This window comes from Enterococcus sp. (genome assembly GCF_032555305.1).
Lineage (GTDB): Bacteria > Bacillota > Bacilli > Lactobacillales > Enterococcaceae > Enterococcus_A.
This window is the reverse complement of record NZ_JAWGOQ010000035.1, coordinates 16,072-33,723: the sequence shown is the minus strand read 5'-3', so window position 1 is coordinate 33,723 and position 17,652 is coordinate 16,072. Positions and strand designations below refer to the sequence as shown.

General features: G+C 41.3%; 18 protein-coding genes. 17 read left to right on the top strand and 1 reads right to left on the bottom strand.

Translation table 11 applies throughout. The features are described 5' to 3' along the window. Nucleotides 1-21 precede the first annotated feature (21 nt). From E6139_RS19780 to E6139_RS19725, 11 genes are all read left to right on the top strand, one after another. Nucleotides 22-654 (top strand): YczE/YyaS/YitT family protein, encoded by a 633-nt coding sequence (locus E6139_RS19780; RefSeq protein WP_316405261.1) that lies wholly within the window; start codon nucleotides 22-24, stop codon nucleotides 652-654. A gap of 394 nt (nucleotides 655-1,048) precedes the next feature. Continuing rightward, on the top strand, nucleotides 1,049-1,213 hold the full coding sequence (locus E6139_RS19775) for a hypothetical protein (protein ID WP_316405260.1): 165 nt from the start codon (nucleotides 1,049-1,051) through the stop codon (nucleotides 1,211-1,213). Nucleotides 1,214-1,229: 16 nt separating this feature from the next. Continuing rightward, the gene (locus tag E6139_RS19770; protein WP_316405259.1) at nucleotides 1,230-2,210 is read left to right on the top strand and encodes an aldo/keto reductase; all 981 of its coding nucleotides are present in this window, start codon (nucleotides 1,230-1,232) and stop codon (nucleotides 2,208-2,210) included. 744 nt (nucleotides 2,211-2,954) lie between these two features. Then, nucleotides 2,955-3,983, top strand: a complete 1,029-nt coding sequence (locus tag E6139_RS19765) for a Gfo/Idh/MocA family oxidoreductase (protein WP_316405258.1) — start codon at nucleotides 2,955-2,957, stop codon at nucleotides 3,981-3,983. Then, the gene (locus E6139_RS19760; RefSeq protein WP_316405257.1) at nucleotides 3,980-4,984 is read left to right on the top strand and encodes a Gfo/Idh/MocA family oxidoreductase; all 1,005 of its coding nucleotides are present in this window, start codon (nucleotides 3,980-3,982) and stop codon (nucleotides 4,982-4,984) included. Before E6139_RS19765 ends, E6139_RS19760 begins: the two co-directional genes overlap by 4 nt. Nucleotides 4,985-5,064: 80 nt before the next feature. After that, nucleotides 5,065-6,402, top strand: coding sequence for a PTS sugar transporter subunit IIC (locus tag E6139_RS19755; RefSeq protein ID WP_316405256.1), 1,338 nt, complete (start codon nucleotides 5,065-5,067; stop codon nucleotides 6,400-6,402). A 161-nt stretch (nucleotides 6,403-6,563) separates the two neighbouring features. Then, nucleotides 6,564-7,352: a MurR/RpiR family transcriptional regulator gene (locus tag E6139_RS19750; RefSeq protein WP_316405255.1), complete on the top strand. Its 789-nt coding sequence runs from the start codon at nucleotides 6,564-6,566 to the stop codon at nucleotides 7,350-7,352. Nucleotides 7,353-7,392: 40 nt separating this feature from the next. Then, nucleotides 7,393-7,713: a PTS sugar transporter subunit IIB gene (locus tag E6139_RS19745; RefSeq protein WP_316405254.1), complete on the top strand. Its 321-nt coding sequence runs from the start codon at nucleotides 7,393-7,395 to the stop codon at nucleotides 7,711-7,713. A 399-nt stretch (nucleotides 7,714-8,112) separates the two neighbouring features. Then, nucleotides 8,113-8,514, top strand: a complete 402-nt coding sequence (locus E6139_RS19735; protein ID WP_316405253.1) for a MerR family transcriptional regulator — start codon at nucleotides 8,113-8,115, stop codon at nucleotides 8,512-8,514. A gap of 32 nt (nucleotides 8,515-8,546) precedes the next feature. Then, complete coding sequence (locus E6139_RS19730; RefSeq protein ID WP_316405252.1) at nucleotides 8,547-9,245, top strand: flavodoxin; 699 nt, start codon at nucleotides 8,547-8,549, stop codon at nucleotides 9,243-9,245. A gap of 63 nt (nucleotides 9,246-9,308) precedes the next feature. Then, complete coding sequence (locus E6139_RS19725) at nucleotides 9,309-9,887, top strand: histidine phosphatase family protein (RefSeq protein ID WP_316405251.1); 579 nt, start codon at nucleotides 9,309-9,311, stop codon at nucleotides 9,885-9,887. 58 nt (nucleotides 9,888-9,945) lie between these two features. Here the strand turns inward: E6139_RS19725 and E6139_RS19720 are convergent, their stop codons facing one another. Continuing rightward, nucleotides 9,946-10,821 (bottom strand): MurR/RpiR family transcriptional regulator, encoded by an 876-nt coding sequence (locus tag E6139_RS19720; RefSeq protein ID WP_316405250.1) that lies wholly within the window; start codon nucleotides 10,819-10,821, stop codon nucleotides 9,946-9,948. A 365-nt stretch (nucleotides 10,822-11,186) separates the two neighbouring features. On the opposite strand from E6139_RS19720, the gene E6139_RS19715 reads away from it, so the two are divergent. The 6 genes from E6139_RS19715 (at nucleotide 11,187) to E6139_RS19690 (ending at nucleotide 17,639) form a co-directional block, all read left to right on the top strand. Continuing rightward, complete coding sequence (locus E6139_RS19715) at nucleotides 11,187-12,206, top strand: Gfo/Idh/MocA family oxidoreductase (RefSeq protein WP_316405249.1); 1,020 nt, start codon at nucleotides 11,187-11,189, stop codon at nucleotides 12,204-12,206. Between the two features lie 20 nt (nucleotides 12,207-12,226). Beyond that, nucleotides 12,227-13,204 (top strand): Gfo/Idh/MocA family oxidoreductase, encoded by a 978-nt coding sequence (locus E6139_RS19710; protein ID WP_316405248.1) that lies wholly within the window; start codon nucleotides 12,227-12,229, stop codon nucleotides 13,202-13,204. A gap of 226 nt (nucleotides 13,205-13,430) precedes the next feature. Then, nucleotides 13,431-14,057 (top strand): flavodoxin, encoded by a 627-nt coding sequence (locus tag E6139_RS19705; RefSeq protein WP_316405247.1) that lies wholly within the window; start codon nucleotides 13,431-13,433, stop codon nucleotides 14,055-14,057. Nucleotides 14,058-14,270: 213 nt separating this feature from the next. Beyond that, nucleotides 14,271-14,684: a MerR family transcriptional regulator gene (locus E6139_RS19700; protein ID WP_316405246.1), complete on the top strand. Its 414-nt coding sequence runs from the start codon at nucleotides 14,271-14,273 to the stop codon at nucleotides 14,682-14,684. 3 nt (nucleotides 14,685-14,687) lie between these two features. Next, nucleotides 14,688-15,584 carry a MurR/RpiR family transcriptional regulator gene (locus tag E6139_RS19695; RefSeq protein WP_316405245.1) on the top strand — a complete coding sequence of 299 codons (897 nt, stop codon included), beginning with the start codon at nucleotides 14,688-14,690 and terminating at the stop codon, nucleotides 15,582-15,584. A gap of 207 nt (nucleotides 15,585-15,791) precedes the next feature. Continuing rightward, nucleotides 15,792-17,639, top strand: coding sequence for a beta-glucoside-specific PTS transporter subunit IIABC (locus E6139_RS19690; RefSeq protein ID WP_316405244.1), 1,848 nt, complete (start codon nucleotides 15,792-15,794; stop codon nucleotides 17,637-17,639). Nucleotides 17,640-17,652 lie beyond the last annotated feature (13 nt).

Sequence of the window (17,652 nt, the reverse complement as noted above, 5' to 3'; positions counted from 1 at the left end):
AAAGGAAATGGATTGAACTTAATGATGAAAAATAAGAAACAACTGATTATGTTGATTGTAGGAGTACTCATTATCAGTTTAGGAACAGTACTATGTAAAAAAACTTCTCTAGGGATTGATCCATTTAACGCCTTTTGCGTAGGAATTTCAGAAACAATCTCACTTAATCTAGGAACAACTACTTTGTTGATCAATGCCGCTCTGATCAGTGTAATTTTGCTGACGGGTCGTTCATTTATTGGAATAGGAACAGTTTTAACCATGGTTAGTATCGGCTATTTCATTAGCTTTTTTGACAGGATTCTTCCGAATGTAAGCTTTGATTTGTTCGCGATTCCTAATATTTTACTATTCGTAGTTGGGATGTTAATAATGTGTTTTGGTGTTTCTCTTTATATTGAAAGTCATTTAGGAATGGTTCCCTATGATTGTTTCTCATTTATAGTTTCTAAACGTTTTGGTGGGAAAACCTTTGTTTATCGAATCATGCTGGACAGTTTAACTTCTTTGATTGCTTTCATTTTCGGAGGACCAATCAGCGTTGGAACCATTATTTTAGCTGGCGGTCTTGGTCCTTTGATTGATTTTTTTAGAGAATTAATCCAGAAATATCGTGGACTGGAAGGAAATAGAAATCTTGAAAAAGTAGATTAATTTCGCAAAAGGTGTTCATTCAATGAACGCCTTTTCGAGCAAAAAAAAAGGATTCTATAAACATTTTGATATCAAATGGCAGTCCAAGACTGAATGGTGTGACTTCGACTATAGTTGATGTTTTGTAGAAGAAGCCAAACTGTTAGATCATACAGTTTCAAGCAACCAAATTGGACAAATGAATATTCGAGGATGTCAAAATTGTGATGCTTGTCGCGTGGTATTGAATGGAGATGTTGTTCATGCAGTCGATTCTTCCTCGGATGTGTGAATGTAAAATGTTGGTTATTGCATCGCCTATCTATTACGTTACATTAGTTAGGAAAATGCTTTGCTATTGAAAGAAATGTATTCCTTTGAACGACTCCCCAGGATCCAAGAGGACGCATTTTTTTTGACAGACGCAGGCGTAGTATTTAGCTCAGCGATTAAAAATTATCGCGAGGCAATTACTCTTCATATGGAGGCACAAGATATGGGAGTTATTCAGACAGTTGGACAACAATCAAGAAGCCATTCTGTTCAAGAAAAGGTAGGTAAGATCGCAAGAAAACTCTAAAAAAGGGTGAGATACAATGAAAATAAAAATAGTATTGTTGTCGCTTGTTACTTTATTCCTAGTTACTGCTTGTGGAACTTTGAAACAGGATACTTCTCAAAATTTTAGAGATTCATTCTCAGGGGAAAAACATACAGACAGTCTCGACTCAAGAAAGGAACAAGATAAAAAGATGAAGAAAAGAATATTTGATTTTGATAGCAAAACAGTACTGCTGAATAGTGGTTACAAAATACCGTTAAATGGGCTTGGAACATACAGTTTATTGGATGATACGTGTGTGAAATCAGTGTCCGAAGCTTTAGATAGAGGTGTTCGGCTGATTGATACAGCATTTATGTATAATAACGAAGAAAGTGTTGGCAAAGCAGTTCGGGATTTAGGAATTCCGAGGGATGAACTATTTGTTATCACGAAACTTTATCCTAATCAGTTTGATAATCCAGAAGCGGCTATCAAAGAAGCACTAGAAAAGTTGGATATTGAGTATATTGATCTGATGCTACTGCACCATCCAGGAAAGGGTGATGTTCAAGCATATAAAGCAATGGAAAAAGCTGTCGAACAAGGGAATATACGTTCTATTGGTCTATCGAATTGGTACATTAAAGAACTTAAATCATTTTTGCCGCAAGTAGACACCATTCCGGCACTCGTTCAAAATGAGATCCATCCTTATTATCAAGATACTGATGTGATCGAATATATTCAAGGTCTAGGGATAGTTGTCCAGGGCTGGTATCCACTTGGTGGAAGAGGGCACACCGCTGAATTACTAGGAAACGAAGTAATAATGGAAATCGCAAATAATCACGGGAAGTCTGCAGCTCAAGTAATTCTTCGATGGAATCTGCAAAAAGGAGTCATAATAATTCCTGGATCTAGTAATCCTAAGCATATCCAAGAGAATACTGAGTTGTATGATTTTGAGCTTTCTCAAGAAGAAATGGAGAAAATTAATGCGCTTGATCGAAATGAAAAGCATGATTGGTATTAGCAATTAAATATTTCGAGAAAGAGTAAAGAGTCTGAGTGGAGTGTAAAGGTCTTAGAAGAAAAAACGTCATTTATATATTAGCAAACTAGATATTAAAAACTTGAAATGAAATACTATCATTCTTTTCTGTTCATTTTTGGATCGGCAGTGGACCAATGAATTTCTTTTAGATTTGGAGCTCAAAACTTCAATGTCGCCGTTGTCGACCATGGATTACGTGAAGAGCTGAATGATGAAAAATTATTCGATTTTTTGAAGGTGGCGGCACATTTTATCATTATCGAAAGAAAAGCGATGATTTTGCGGACATGAGTGATCCTTCTCCAAAGAAAACATCGATTTAGCCGTTCAAACTTTCGCCGTAATAACCCATGATCGAAGTAGAGAGAACATAAAACAGGGCAGCTATTATTTTGATGAAGCCTTCAGTTCGCAATATGAGAAATCCTTCTATCATTTAATTCAGAGATTGGAGTTTCTGACTGAATAGTTGAAGGTATAAACGCATAATGGAAACAGCAGTCGATGAGCGGCTGCTGTTTTTTTGCTGTCTTGCGAGTGAAATCCATTTTCATTATCTATCACTGATTTTGAAAGCGCTAACCTTTCTGCTGGTTATTCATCGAAACAGGGATACTTAGGTGATATGGTTGACCTGTACCAATCAGCTGATGGTTTTCGTTGGTTTGTTACTGCAGAAACAGCTAGCGGATGAATAAACTGTTGAAATAGGAGGGAACGGGTATGTTAGTCATTGCCTATATTGGTTTTGGGAACAGTGTTTGCCAATATCATTTGCCGTATGTAGAAGCACGAAAAGACAGAATGAAAGTAAAATATATCTATCGCCGCGAAGAGGATCGCGTGGGCGATTTGGAACGAGAAAGCTGGTATCCGGAGATTCAGTTTACTTCAATGATTGAAGAAGTGATGCAAGACACAGAAGTGAATCTGATCGTGGTCAATACACCAGACCAGTTCCACGTTGCCTATACCAAAATGGCGCTTGAATGTGGAAAGAATGTTCTGACGGAAAAACCGTTTGCCATGACTAGTGAAGAAGCAAAAGAAGTTTTTGCTTTAGCTAAAGAAAAAGAATTGTTAGCGATGGCGAATCAGAATCGCCGTTTTGATGCCGATATGCGAACGGTGCGCAAAGTGATCGAGTCAGGTGTTTTAGGCGAGCTGATCGAAGTGGAGTCTCATTATGATTATTATCGTCCGGGTATTGCGGAACACAAGGGAATGGGTGTGCTTTATGGCTTAGCGGTTCATCCGGTGGATCAAATTATCGGCGAGTTCGGTGTTCCCGAGAAACTGGTCTATGATGTGCGCAGTATCGATAATCCGGGGATTTCAGATGATTATTATGACATCGACTTTTTCTATCCAAATGGACTGAAGGCGATTGTAAAGACCAGCTATTATGTGAAGCTGGATTATCCTAGTTTTACGGTTCATGGCAGAAAAGGGAGTTTTTTGATGCCCTCTCTTGGACACAATTCGTCTAAAGCAAAACCAAATGGGCCATATCCATTACCAACAGAAGAATATCCAGAAGAACTGTGGGGAACCTTGTCTTACTTGGATGAAGAAGGACAAGAAGTGGACATGAAGGTTCCAGTAGAAAAGGGCGATTACGGATTGATCTATGACAACATTGCCGAAGTTCTAGCTGGAAAAGCCGAAAAAATTGTTAAGGATGAAGAAGTAGTCGCTGTTCTGGAAATTATTGAAGCCGCGATGAATGTCGCGAAGGAGGCGAAGGTATGAAAGTAGGGTTATTAGGAGCGGGGATGATCGTTCATGATCTGTTAAGTTTTGCCAATGAGGTTGCTGATATGGAGCTGGAGGCAATCTGTGCGACACCTGACGAAGAAACGGTGATCCAGAAATTGGCAGAAGAGCATGGAATCAAAAATTGTTACACCGATTTTGAGGCGATGTTGGAAAATCCTGAGATCGACACGATTTACGTAGGTGTGCCAAATCATCTGCATTATACATTTACTAAGAAAGCTTTATTAGCGGATAAGCATGTGATTTGTGAGAAGCCATTTACTTCAAATTATCTTGAAGCTGTCGAACTAGCTAAGTTGGCGCAGGAACGCAATTTGATTACCTTGGAGGCTGTATCAACGCGCTTTTTACCAAATGTGTTGAAGATCAAAGAACTATTGCCAACTTTAGGGGAGATTAAAATCGTTTCAGCTAATTACTCACAGTACTCTTCCAGATATGATGCCTTCAAACAAGGCGTGGTTCAGCCGGCTTTTGATCCAGAAAAATCCGGCGGAGCACTGATGGATCTTAATATCTACAACATTAATCTGATGGTCACCTTGTTCGGAGCGACGGATAAGGTCAACTATCAAGCGAATATTCAAAAGGGGATTGACACTTCCGGCATTTTGAATCTGGATTATGGTGATTTCAAAGCGGTTTGTATCGCGGCCAAGGATTGCAAAGCACCGATCGTTACCTCGATCCAAGGAGACAAGGGCTGCATCGTGATTGAAGATTCCGCCAATGTCGTTGCGAAGTTCAAAGTGTTAATGAATGATTCAGCGACTGAACAGGTTTATGAGTTAAATCAGGGCAAACACAGAATGTATCATGAATTTGTCGTCTTTCGCGATATTATCGACAATCGGAAAATCGAAGTGGCGAATGAGTTAATGAACGTCTCGCTAGAAACGATGAAAATCCAGACACAGGCTAGAAAAACGGCTGAAGTGATTTTCCCAGCTGATGTCATCGCCAGCAGCAAGTAATATACCGTAGTTAATTAGGGATTACGAACAAAGAAGTACGTGATCCCTGAGAACGACTACTAAAAATAGGAGGGTCTAAAATGGATAAACAGAAAAAAAGCATCATGGATCGAGTAATGGATTTTACGACGAAGATTTCCGGACCGCTGGGCAGATTTGCGAATACTGATATTATTTCATCCGTTGTTTCTGGTCTAGTGTCAGCGATGCCGATTATTATGATTGGCTCGATCTTTCTGATCTTGTATGTATTGGGTTCACCAGATATTGGCACCAGCGGAAAACCTTTGATTGGTTTCTTAGCACCTTTGGCTGCAAAATTTGCTTGGATGAATAGCTTGACCATGAACATGATGTCCTTATATTGTGCGATTTCGATTCCTTACCATTATGCACAAAAGAAAAAAATGAACACCTTGACCTGCAGCATGTTGGGCCTAGCCACATTTTTGATTTTTACTATCAATGGCTATGATGAAGCCGGCGGTATTTCAGTGGCTTCCTTCAGTGCCAGCGGATTATTTGTCTGTATCGTTACGAGTATCGTGGGTGTTCAAATTTTGAAATTCTTCTTAGATCGCAATATCACGATCAAGATGCCGGATTCTGTACCGCCGAATATTGGGAATGCCTTTGGGGCTTTACTGCCATATGCGACCGTTTTTTCTTTAGCGTGGATCATTCGAACAATTCTTGATTTCGATATGGTTACTTGGTTGAATACGTTATTAGAACCGATCATTACCTCTTCGGATAGTCTTTGGATGGCGATGTTGGTGACGTTTGTTTGTCTATTACTTTGGAGTGTCGGTCTTCACGGCGACAATATGTTTTTAGCTTTATTCACACCATTTGGCCTAACGTGGGTTGATCAAAATGCAAGCGTTTTAGCGAATGGTGCTTCAAATGTAGATTTGCCGAATATTTTAGCCGGACTTGGAAATACTGGGCTTCTTCGATTAACCATTTGGACCGCAGCGGTTTGGCCATTGCTGCTTTTGATGCTCATTTCCAAGAAAAAACAATTTCGTACGATCGGTGTTACCGCACTGGTACCTGGGATCTTTACAATCGTTGAACCGGTAATCTATGGACTGCCAATCGCACTGAATCCTTACTTGATGATTCCATTTATTTTAAGCGGAACAATTTCGACTGGCGTTGGTTATCTTTTGATGTCAACCAGCTTCATTGGTAAATTTTATGCGGTCGTCCCTTGGGCAACACCACCGTTTCTATTAGGACCACTAGGAACTGGCGATATTAAGACAGCGCTGATTCCAATTATTTCCTTTGCCATTGGATTGGTCATCTATCTGCCGTTCTGGAAAGTCTATAATCAAAGCTTGGATGTGGAAGAAGAGCAAAAAGCGGAGGAAGCAGCCTCTGTGGAAATGATCCAAGCGAATGAAGCGTAGATAGGCCATCATATAGATGGAAATTTTCAAAAGCAAGCGATTTTTCTCAGACTAGGATGCTATAATTAATAAAATGGATCCGGTTTCATGGAAAATGATCCGGATCCATTGCACTTTACAATGATGGGTGCGGCGATCATCCTAAACTGAGGAGTGAAAACATGATTATTCAGCAACTAAAAAAGGGGACAAACTTTACCCATCAAGAACAAGCCATTGTTCAATACATTTTAGAAAATCAAGAATCTGTCTTGGATAAACCGGCGAAAGAGTTAGCGCTGCTGACCTTGACTAGCCCAGCGACCATCAACCGTTTGTGTAAGAAGTTGGGGTTTACAAGCTATCATGAGTTTCAATTGCAGTATGTCAGCGAGCATGCACAAAATAAGAAAAATGATCGGACAAAGCTGGATGTCACGGCTTCAAATATCGAATTATCAACCACCGTCGAGGGGCTGTACCAAGAAACAGTCCGCCATACGCAGCAAATGATCAAAAAGGATTCCTTGAATCGGATCATCAATCGATTGGTTCATTCAAAAAGGATCGATTTTTATGCCAGCGATATGAATTACACCCGCGCACAAGGAATCTGTTTAAAGCTGAGCAGTTTAGGAATCAACACACAGGTCTTTAATACCTATAACGATTTTTATATTGGGACATTATCGGATAACGACAGCATCGCGATCATCATAAGTCATACAGGGAAGAATCCAGTGATGGTCAACGCGGCCATGGAACTGCGCCGCAAAAATATCTATACGATTGCTTTGACCGGTAATCTAGATCGCAAGCTGGATTTGTTATGCAATGACAGTCTTTATATTTATTCTGGTACCTATGAACTGACCTCGCTGCAATATGGTGTCTCTGTTGATTATTTGTTGGATGTGATATTCACTTGTCTGGTTGCCCGAAAACGCAAAGACCCTTTTGATTATGTGTAGTTCGTGAACAGTCCGGTTTAAAAAGAAAGGAAAAAAGAAAATGAAAACGATCATGTTAGTCTGTGCCGCTGGAATGAGTACCAGCCTATTGGTCACAAAAATGGAAAAAGCTGCGGAAGCGCAAGGAATAGAAGCGAAGATTTTTGCTTTATCTGCCTCGGAAGCCGATCCTGAGATTGAAAAAGGTGAAATTGATGTCATTTTATTAGGGCCGCAAGTCCGTTTCATGTTGAAGCAATTTGAAGAAAAGGCCGCGAGCATCAATGTACCGGTAGAAGTCATCAACATGCAGGATTACGGCATGATGAATGGCGAGAAGGTCTTTGCGACAGCACTTAAGCTGATCGAAGAAGGAGCTTAAGTGAGTGGATTACCGGAGTTAGATAGTCAGTAATCAATCCAGAAGAACTGAGCTAATCGCTGAATCGACTCTATAATCGGTATTAACTCCCGCTGTTTATCGTAGAAAATGGCTTTGGTGCGATCGATGACCTAGAAGAAGACGGCTCTGTTCACGATGAAACGTTAGTAAGAAGGATTCCTTTGGCTGGGTAAAAGAAGTTCATTGGAGCTGTAGTAAAGCGAAAAGAAAATCTCTGAAGATCCGTTAGACGATCATTGGAGATTTTTTTGTTCGGAAAAAAATCTCTTGCCTTGAAGCGAACTCCAAGGTGTATGATTTAAACATCGGGAGTGATCGCAGTGATTCCAAAATCAGACCGAACTGGTCAGAAAAACAGGTTAAGAAAGGGTGAAACGAATGAATATCAAAGAAGTCAGTGAAAAATACGAGCTTTCGCCAGATACCTTGCGCTATTACGAGCGCATCGGCGTGATCCCGCCAATCACTCGGGACAAAAACGGCTATCGGGATTTTTCTGAAAAGGATTTGAACTGGGTTTATTTTGCCAAAGTTTTAAGAAACGCTGGTGTCTCGATTGAAGGACTGATCGATTATGCTAGTCTTTCACGGGAAGGCGGCGAAACTTTAGGGGCACGCAAAGCGATCTTGCAGGAACACTTGGACGATGCCGAAGAAAAGATTAAAGCTTTAGAGGAAGCGCGGGATTATTTGAAATACAAATTAGATAATTTTGATACCCATATGGTCAATTACGAAAAGGAAAAATTGCTGATCGATAATGAGTTGAAGGAAGAGTGAAGATCTAGCCAACCTGGGAAGGTGGAAAACAAATGAAAAAACTATTCGGGATTTTAGCAGCCATTTTTACAATTACAGTATTGTCGGCTTGCGGCAATACGGAGAATGAGACACAAGCTTCAAGCTCTAGTGAAAGCAAGTCAGAAAGTTTGGCGCCGGTCGCCCCAGAGCCAGAGAAATTTAGAAAGTCCTTGGTGGTCTATTTTTCAATGCCGGAGACAGCTGATCCGGAAAACATGACCGAAGAAGAGGAAAACAGCGTGGTGGTAATTGATGGCAAAATGCTTGGCAATACTGAATATGTGGCACAAACGATTCAAGAGCGAGTCGGAGCGGATATTTTCCGAATCGAACCTGAAAATGCCTACCCAACTGATCACGAAGAGCTGGTTGATCTGGCTAGTAAAGAGCAAGAAGACGAGGCTCGGCCAGCACTGAAGGAAAAAATCGAAAACATCGATCAATACGAAACGATTTTTCTCGGCTATCCCAATTGGTGGGGCGATATACCCATGATTCTTTATAGCTTTTTGGATGAAACGGATCTGACTGGGAAGACGATCATTCCTTTTAATACCCATGGCGGCAGTGGTTTTTCCGATACGATCAATTCGATCAAGGAAGCAGAGCCTGATGCAAAAGTAATTGAAGACGGCTATTCCGTCAATCGTGATGACGCCGCCGACAGTAAAGAAGCGGTCATTGAATGGCTGAATGATTTGAAAATCTAAGAAGATTTGGTCGTTGCGGACACAACTTGCAGCGACCGACTTTTCATGAAACGGAGCGATAAAATGAAAACGATCTATTTGATGCGTCATGGGGAGACGCTGTTTAATCAACAGAAAAAGATTCAAGGCTGGAGCGATTCGCCGTTAACCGAACTAGGGAAGAAACAAGCGTTGGTCGCGCGGGATTATTTTGTCAGAAACAAGATTGAGCTGGATAGTGCCTACGCTTCTACCTCAGAAAGAGCCTGTGATACGTTGGAATTGGTGACGGACTTGGATTATTCACGCGTAAAGGGTCTAAAGGAATGGAATTTTGGCGATCTGGAGGCTGAACACGAGTACCTGAATCCGCCGTTGCCTTATGGCGAATTTTTCACTGCTTTTGGTGGCGAAGGAGAGCAGGAATTTCAAGATCGAATCGGTGAAACGATTTTAGAATTAGCCCAAGCGGATGAGGGGAAGAATATTCTGATCGTATCCCATGGGGCTGTCTGCGGACAATTTGTTAAACGCTGGGAACATACCAGCAAGGTGGAGCGCAAGGGGAGAATCAAGAATTGCTGTATCTTAAAATTCGCTTTTGAGAATGATCAATTCGAGCTACTGGAAATCATCAATCATGATTTCACTTGCATTATGTAAAGCCAAAAGGGATTCTACTTTCTGTTTGTTAAGTAGAATCCCTTTTTACTTTACTATTTTATTCTATTTTAGGATTATCCGATAAAATGCCGTTTTCGATCCATTTGTTTTTCTTCTTGAAATCAGCCAGGTTTTCTTGATAGTTTTTCGCATATAAAAGTGAAAAGAGTGTATCTAAAATATACTCAAAAGCAATCTGAGACGAGAAGGTACTGACTTTGATAAAGTCCAGTTCTTCTTGGCTGAATACGATCGACTGGGTAGCGAGGGGAATCAAGTTTGAAGAGCTATTGCCGGTCATTAAAATCGATGGCACATTTTCATTTAAAAAGTGCTTCAGCATCCGTTCGTATTGAGGCACGCGCGCACGATAAGTAATAAAGATGGCGCAATCTCTGCTGGTGAGACTGGCGGCATTCCAATCCTCATCCGCGTATTCATCGGCAATGATCAGGAATTTATTGATTTTCACCAGTTTATTTTGAAAGCTGCGGGCGCGAATCTGCGAATCTCCTTGAGCAAATAGAAAAATCCGCTCAGCATTTGCCAACAAAGCCGCCGCCTCATCAAGAATCTGATCATCCAATTGGGCATAGGTGCGTTGTACGGTATTGATCGTCAGATCCGCGATTTTCTTGGCGATCTCTTTGGTTGAATCCTGTGGCAAAAAAGGAAAATTCGCATCGACTGGATTCGAACGATACAAGTCACTGTGGGCGATCTCAGAAACAGCGACACGAAAATCACGAAAGCCCTCGTAGCCCATCTTTTGCGACAAACGGATCACCGAAGAGTGGGAAGTATAAGTATTCTTGGCGAGGTCCGCCACATTAATCGCCGGAATCTCCGCTAAATTCTCTAAAATATAGTCCGCGATTCGTTTTTCAGTATTGGTTAAATCCTGCTGCAAGCGCAGTTTGTCGATTAAAAGCATGTAATCAGCTCCTTCTTCATATTAATGTATTCATTTTTCTAGCTTGAATTGTCACATCAAGTGCAACACTTTACGAATGGAAAGTTTCTCGTGACATTTCTTTATGTTTTGAAAGTATTATTCGGATCAGCTTTATACTCTGCTAAAATTGAAAATACGTTCGACATCTTATCTATCATACCGTAATTTCACTGATTTCAGAAGAAATGTCCGCCTATTGGCCCATTTTCTGGTATAAATGTTCAGAAATCACGTCTGATGAAACGAATGCTTGGATCAAATGACCTGTTTTGCTGGAAAGGCTTCTCAATAAGATGGTGTCTTCTATAATAGAAGTATCAAAGAAAACTTGGAGGAATTTATTCATGTTAACTATCGCATATATCGGCAACGGAAAGAGCACCAATCGCTATCATTTACCCTTTTCAACAAAATTAACCGACAAAATCAAGGTTAAAACCATCTATTCACCCAGCGGCAAGATTACGTGGGAGAAGAATCCGGGCACACATTATACCTCTGATATCAACGATATTTACGCTGATCCAGAAATTCAGCTGGTTGTCGTAACGACACCAAGCCCGCTGCATTTCAAATTAGGCAAAGAAGTTCTGGAACACGGAAAAAATGTTCTGATCGAAAAGCCTTTCACAGAAACTTCCGCAGAGGCCAAGGAATTATACCGTTTGGCAGATGAAAAAGGCTTGTTTATTCAATGCTACCAAAATCGCCGCTACGATTCAGATTTCTTAACCGTGCAAAAGGTGATCGAAAGCGGTGTGCTGGGAGATTTGCTGGAGGTAGAGATGCACTATGATTATTTCCGTCCAGAAGTTCCTGAGAGTGTAGAGCATTTTTCGATTGGAACAAGTTATCTATACGGACATGCTTGTCACACCTTGGATCAGGTAATCTCATATTTCGGCGAGCCGGACGATGTGCATTATGAAGTGCGCCAGCTTTTAGGGGATGATCGGATGAACGATTATTTTGATTTGGATCTGTTTTATGGTCGCATGAAGGTTTCGGTGAAATCCAGCTATTTCCGTTTGAAGGAGCGTCCAAGCTTCGTGGTTTATGGCAAGAAGGGCGTCTTTGTCAAAGAAACCAAGGATCGTCAAGAAGAGCACTTGAAAATGTTCTATATGCCGGAAAACAAGGATTTCGGTATTGATTTGCCAGAGCACTATGGTACGCTAACTTATATAGACGATGAAGGCGTTTTTCATGAAGAAAAGGTTGTATCAGAGATTGGCGATTATAGTCGTGTCTACGAGGATATCTACGAAACGCTGATCAACGGCAAACCAAAATCCGTCAAAGATGAAGAAACGCTGCTGCAAATCGTGATGCTGGAAAAAGGCATCCAGCAGGTCGCAAAATAGCATAGAAAGAAGGAGTAGCAATGAAATTAGCCATTTTTGGTTCCGGCAAGATCGTACAGGAATTCTTGGCGATCACCAAAGATTTACCTGAGATTGAATTAAAGGCTATCTTGGGAACGAAGCGAAGTCAGGAAAAAACAGAGAAAATCCAAGCAGAATATGGGATCGAATCCTCTTACACAGATATTGATGAGTGCCTGCAAAGCGACGCTTTTGATACGGTTTATGTGGCGGTGCCGAATCACCTCCATTACAGCTTCGCGAAAAAAGCCTTGGAAGCTGGCAAGCACGTGATCTGTGAAAAGCCATTCACGTTGAGGGCCTCCGAATTGCTGGATTTGGAACAAATTGCTTTGGAAAAAGAGCTAGTATTGGTTGAAGCCATCACCAACCAATATATGCCAAACTATCAAGGGATCAAAGAAGCAGCACAAAAAATCGGCAAACTAAAAATCATTGAATGCAACTACTCACAATATTCTTCACGTTATGACGCCTTTAAAGAGGGCACGATTTTACCAGCCTTCAACCCGAAGATGGGCGGCGGGGCATTGATGGATATCAATATCTACAATATTCATTTGGTTGTCGGTTTGTTAGGAAAACCGGAACGTGTTCAATATTATGCGAACATCGAGCGGGATATTGATACATCTGGCATGCTGCTGCTGGATTATGGCGATGTCAAAGTCGTCTGCATCGGTGCGAAGGATTCAGAAGCGACGATCCGTTCAACGATCCAAGGAACAGAAGGCTCAGTGATTGTCAATGGACCGACCAATACTTTGGATAGCTACAGCACTCAAACGCTAGCGGGGGATATCGAAACCTTTGATCATAAGGACCATCCACATCGGATGTACGATGAATTCAAGCTTTTCAATCAAGTGATTGAAACCAAAGATATGGACTTTGTTAAGAAACAGCTCGATCACAGCAAGACCGTGATGGAGATTGTCGAAGCAGCGATCAAGGATGCAGGAATCGTATTAGGTTAACGAATAGAAAATAAAACCGGCAGAAACTTTATGAACGTAAAGTCTCTGCCGGTTTTTGCTTATTGAGCTAGTGATGAACATGGCATAGTGGCGATGGCACAATATCACTAAAAATACTTGTCTAACATAGGTCTTTTATTTTTTTGCAGGCTTTCTACTAAACTAACTTGACTTAAAGTACACTTCAACCCTTATGCTAGTACTAAAGCAAACGGAGGTGGAGAAAATGAAAAAGTTAATCTGGTTACTGGCTGCTGTAATCTTTTTAGGTGCCTGCGGATTGGGAAGTTCAAATTCTGATGAAACGAGTACCGACGAATCAGACAGTCAAGCAAGTGAACAGTCGGAGGCGAAAAAGGGTGAAGGAGTTGGAGACATGGGGAAATCGCTGATTGTGTATTATTCATTAACTGAGAACACGAAAGCAGTCGCTGAGGAAATTCAAAAACAAGTAGGCGGAGAGATATTAAGGATTGAAACGGTGGAACCTTATCCAGAGGTTTACGATGAAGTTTTAGATATTGTGCGTGATCAGAGGGAAGCAGATGAATTACCGGAAATTACGAAGCAAGAGGTTGATTTATCTGAGTATGACCATATTTTTCTTGGAACACCGATTTGGTTTGGTGAACCTGCTTTACCGGTAGACAAGTGGATCAGTGAAAATGATTTATCGAACAAGAGCATTTATCCATTTTTCACCAGCGGCAGCAGCTCCATCAATGAATCCATGAGTCATTATGGAGAACTGCTGGATCAATCGACACTTGGTGAGGGATTAGGCATCACCTCTTCGGATAGAAGCAACACATCGAAGCTGGTGAAAGATTGGTTAACGGAAATTGCCAACTAGAAAAAAAAATCAGAGAGTGCCGAACGACTTGGACTATCGTAATTTTGATAGAAAATTGCTCGTTCGGTTTCCTTTTGTTAAGTATTTTTTGAAGGGACTTTACGATCGGAAAGTTTTATCGCGATTCTCTATACATAGACACAGCTTAAAGTTCACTTTAAATCGATGGAAAAGCCTGCTAAAATTGATTTGAGTAGAAAAGGAGTGGAATTCATGAATATATCAGAGGTAGCAGCACAGTTTGAAATGACACCAGCGACCATCCGCTATTATGAAAGAGAAGGCTTGATTCCGCCGATCACTAGAAATGAATCTGGGACCAGAGATTTCCAAGAGGAGGACCTGAACTGGGTTGAGTTTATCAAGTGCATGCGGGATTCGGGACTATCAATCGATTCATTAGCAAAATATTCCGAGCTGTATCAACAGGGGGATGGCACTTTAGTTGAGCGCAAACAGATATTATTGGATGAGTATCAAAAGCTGTTGGAAAAGCAAAAGCTGATCAATGGAACGGTCGCTCGTTTAGAACAAAAACTCGACAACTATGACCAGATGATCCAAGAATGTGAGCAGCAAATGTTTTCCAGTAAAGCGGCGCCAGTGAAAGTGTCGGAAGAGGTGTGAGTCATGTATTTATTTCAAAGAATTGAGGAAGCGGCTTTCAAGCAAAATGATGCGCGGCGCACGATTGGCGAATTCATTTTGGAAAATCGCGATCAGCTGCAGGAGTTAAGCATGGATGAAATCGCCAAACGAACTTTTACTTCGAAGCCAACACTGGTTCGTTTTGCTAAATACTTTGACTATTCCGGCTGGAAGGAATTCATGTACGCTTTCTCCCATGAGGTTGCTTATTATGATGAGAATGCCTATGACGATGTTGATCCGAATTTTCCCTTTACCGCCGAAGATGATTCGCTGCAAATTATCGAGAACCTGATGACTTTGAAAATGCAGAGCATCAAGGATACGGTCTCCCACATAGCTGTGGAGGATCTGAATCAGGCCGCGGAACTTATCCAAAAGGCAGAGAACATCGTCATCTACGGAACCAGCCCGAATTATTATTATGGTGAATTATTCAAACGGAATCTATTAACGATCCAGAAGAAGGCATTCATGTCGAAGTCAGGGGAAAATGGACTGATTTCTCATTCCTTGACCAGTAAAGATTGTGCCGTCATAATTTCCTATTCAGGCAATAATCCCGACGAAAATCCTACCAGCAATGTGAAGCTTTTGAAGCGCTCGAGTGCGCCGATCATTAGTATTACCAGTGGCGGGAAGAACTACCTGCGTGATTATTCTGATGTGGTGCTGAATATTTCCAGTAAAGAAAAGCTTTATTCCAAGATCGCCAATTTCGCCACGCAGGAGTCAGTTTTGTTCTTATTAGATATTCTGTTTGCGAAAATCTATTCGCTTGATTATGAAGCCAATAAGAAAAATAAAATCGCCAATGCGAAGGTTTTAGAATCGAACAAACGGCAGACCACTCTCAAAGATTTATCAGAACAATTTTAACTAAGGACATTCATTGTGGAATGTTCTTTTTTTGTGAAATGTATTCCACAAATGCGGAGCCTAATTTTAGAAAAATCGGAATACGTTTTGAGCTGTTCACAAACTATTGGAAACGCTATCTAAGCATGGTAAGGTTCAGATACAAGCAAGACTTGATTAACCGGTTAGATCAAAAAAATCATCTTGTTCCGTTGAAAGGAGAATCCCATGAGTAAGAAATATGCAGGTTTGGCTCATGATATTGTTGAAAAGCTGGGTGGCAAAGAAAACATTACTGAAGGGTACCATTGTCAGACCCGTCTGCGTTTTAAGGTTGTTGATGAAGCAAAAATCGATGTCAAAGGATTAGAAGATCTAGACGGTGTCACGAAATATATTTTTAACGCAGGTGTCCATCAAGTTGTGATCGGTACCCATGTAAAGGATGTTTTTGAAGAAATCGAAAAAATTATCGAGCTTGATCCCAACAAGGAAGTGCAAACTGAAAAGAAAGGCATCTTGACTTCGATTATTGAGTTTGTCGCGGGAACCTTCCAGCCGGTTATTCCAGCGTTGTCTGGGGCAGGGATGGTCAAAGCGGTACTAGCCTTACTAATCGTTTTCCAAGTGATTTCCCCTGAATCACAGACGTATTATTTGTTAAATATGTTTGCGGATGGTGTTTTCTTCTTCCTGCCGATGATTTTGGCTTTTACAGAAGCGCAAAAATTACGCTGTAACCCGATTTTAGCCGCGTCTGTGGCGGCAATGATGATGCACCCAAACTGGGGAGCGTTAGTAACCGCAGGAGATCCAGTTCGATTTTTTGAAATTATTCCCTTCACTCTGGCTACTTATACTGGTTCGGTTATTCCGATTCTGTTAGTCATTTTCGCTCAGTCCTATGTTGAAAAATTCTTGAATCGCGTGATTCCTAAATCGGTCGAGCTCGTGTTCGTACCAATGCTGACCTTCTTAGTAATGGGAACCTTGGCATTTTCTATATTAGGTCCGATTGGCAGTATACTTGGCGGCTATTTAGCAACATTCTTCACCTTTTTAAGTGTTAACGCCAGCTGGGTGCCAGCTGTTCTGATCGGCGGCTTTTTACCGATTATGGTGATGTTCGGTCTGCACAATGGCGTGGCTCCGCTGGGTGTCATGCAGATGGCAGAGCTTGGTTATGATAGTATTTTTGGACCTGGCTGTGTTTGTTCAAATATCGCGCAGGCGACCGCATCAGCTGTTGTTGCCTTTAGAACAAAGGATAAAAAAATCCGCCAACTGGCAACCTCTGGTTCGATCACAGCTTACATGGGCATTACCGAACCAGCATTATATGGGGTGAACTTACCGAAAAAATACCCATTGATCTCTGCCATGATTGGTGGTGGCTTAGGTGGTCTATACGCTGGCTTGACCAATACTCATCGATTCGCGACCGGTTCATCGGGACTTCCCGCGATTCTGCTTTATATCGGTGATGATACCATGCGCTTTTTCTGGAATATCGTGATCGCGCTGATCATTTCGGCGGTATCGACTGCGATATTGACCTATATTTTAAGCTTCAAGTTTGAAAAGGAAGAAACGATTCCTGAAATAAAAGAAGTCATTTTAGAAGATACTTTGATGATCAGTCCAATTAGAGGACAAGTCATCCCATTGAAGGATGTCCATGACGAAGCCTTTGCTTCCGAGGCATTAGGGAAAGGCTTTGCGATTGAGCCAATCGAGGGAAAAGTTGTCGCACCTTTTGATGGTAAAGTCGTTGCGATTTTTCCAACGAAACACGCGATTGGTCTGGTGTCTGAATCGGGGGTAGAAATTCTGATCCATGTGGGCTTGAACACGGTCGAATTAAAGGGGCAGTATTTTGAAGCGTTAGTTAAAGCGGATGAGTCGGTCAAAAAAGGCCAGCCAATCTTGACCTTCGATTTAGCAAAAATTCAGGCTGCGGGCTATGAAACACAAGTACCAATCGTTGTGACCAATACACCGCAATATTCATCGATCGAGACGATCAGCGTCGGTCAAACTGATTGCGATCAAGATATTTTAGCTGTCAGAGTTTAGAAATTGGAGGAAA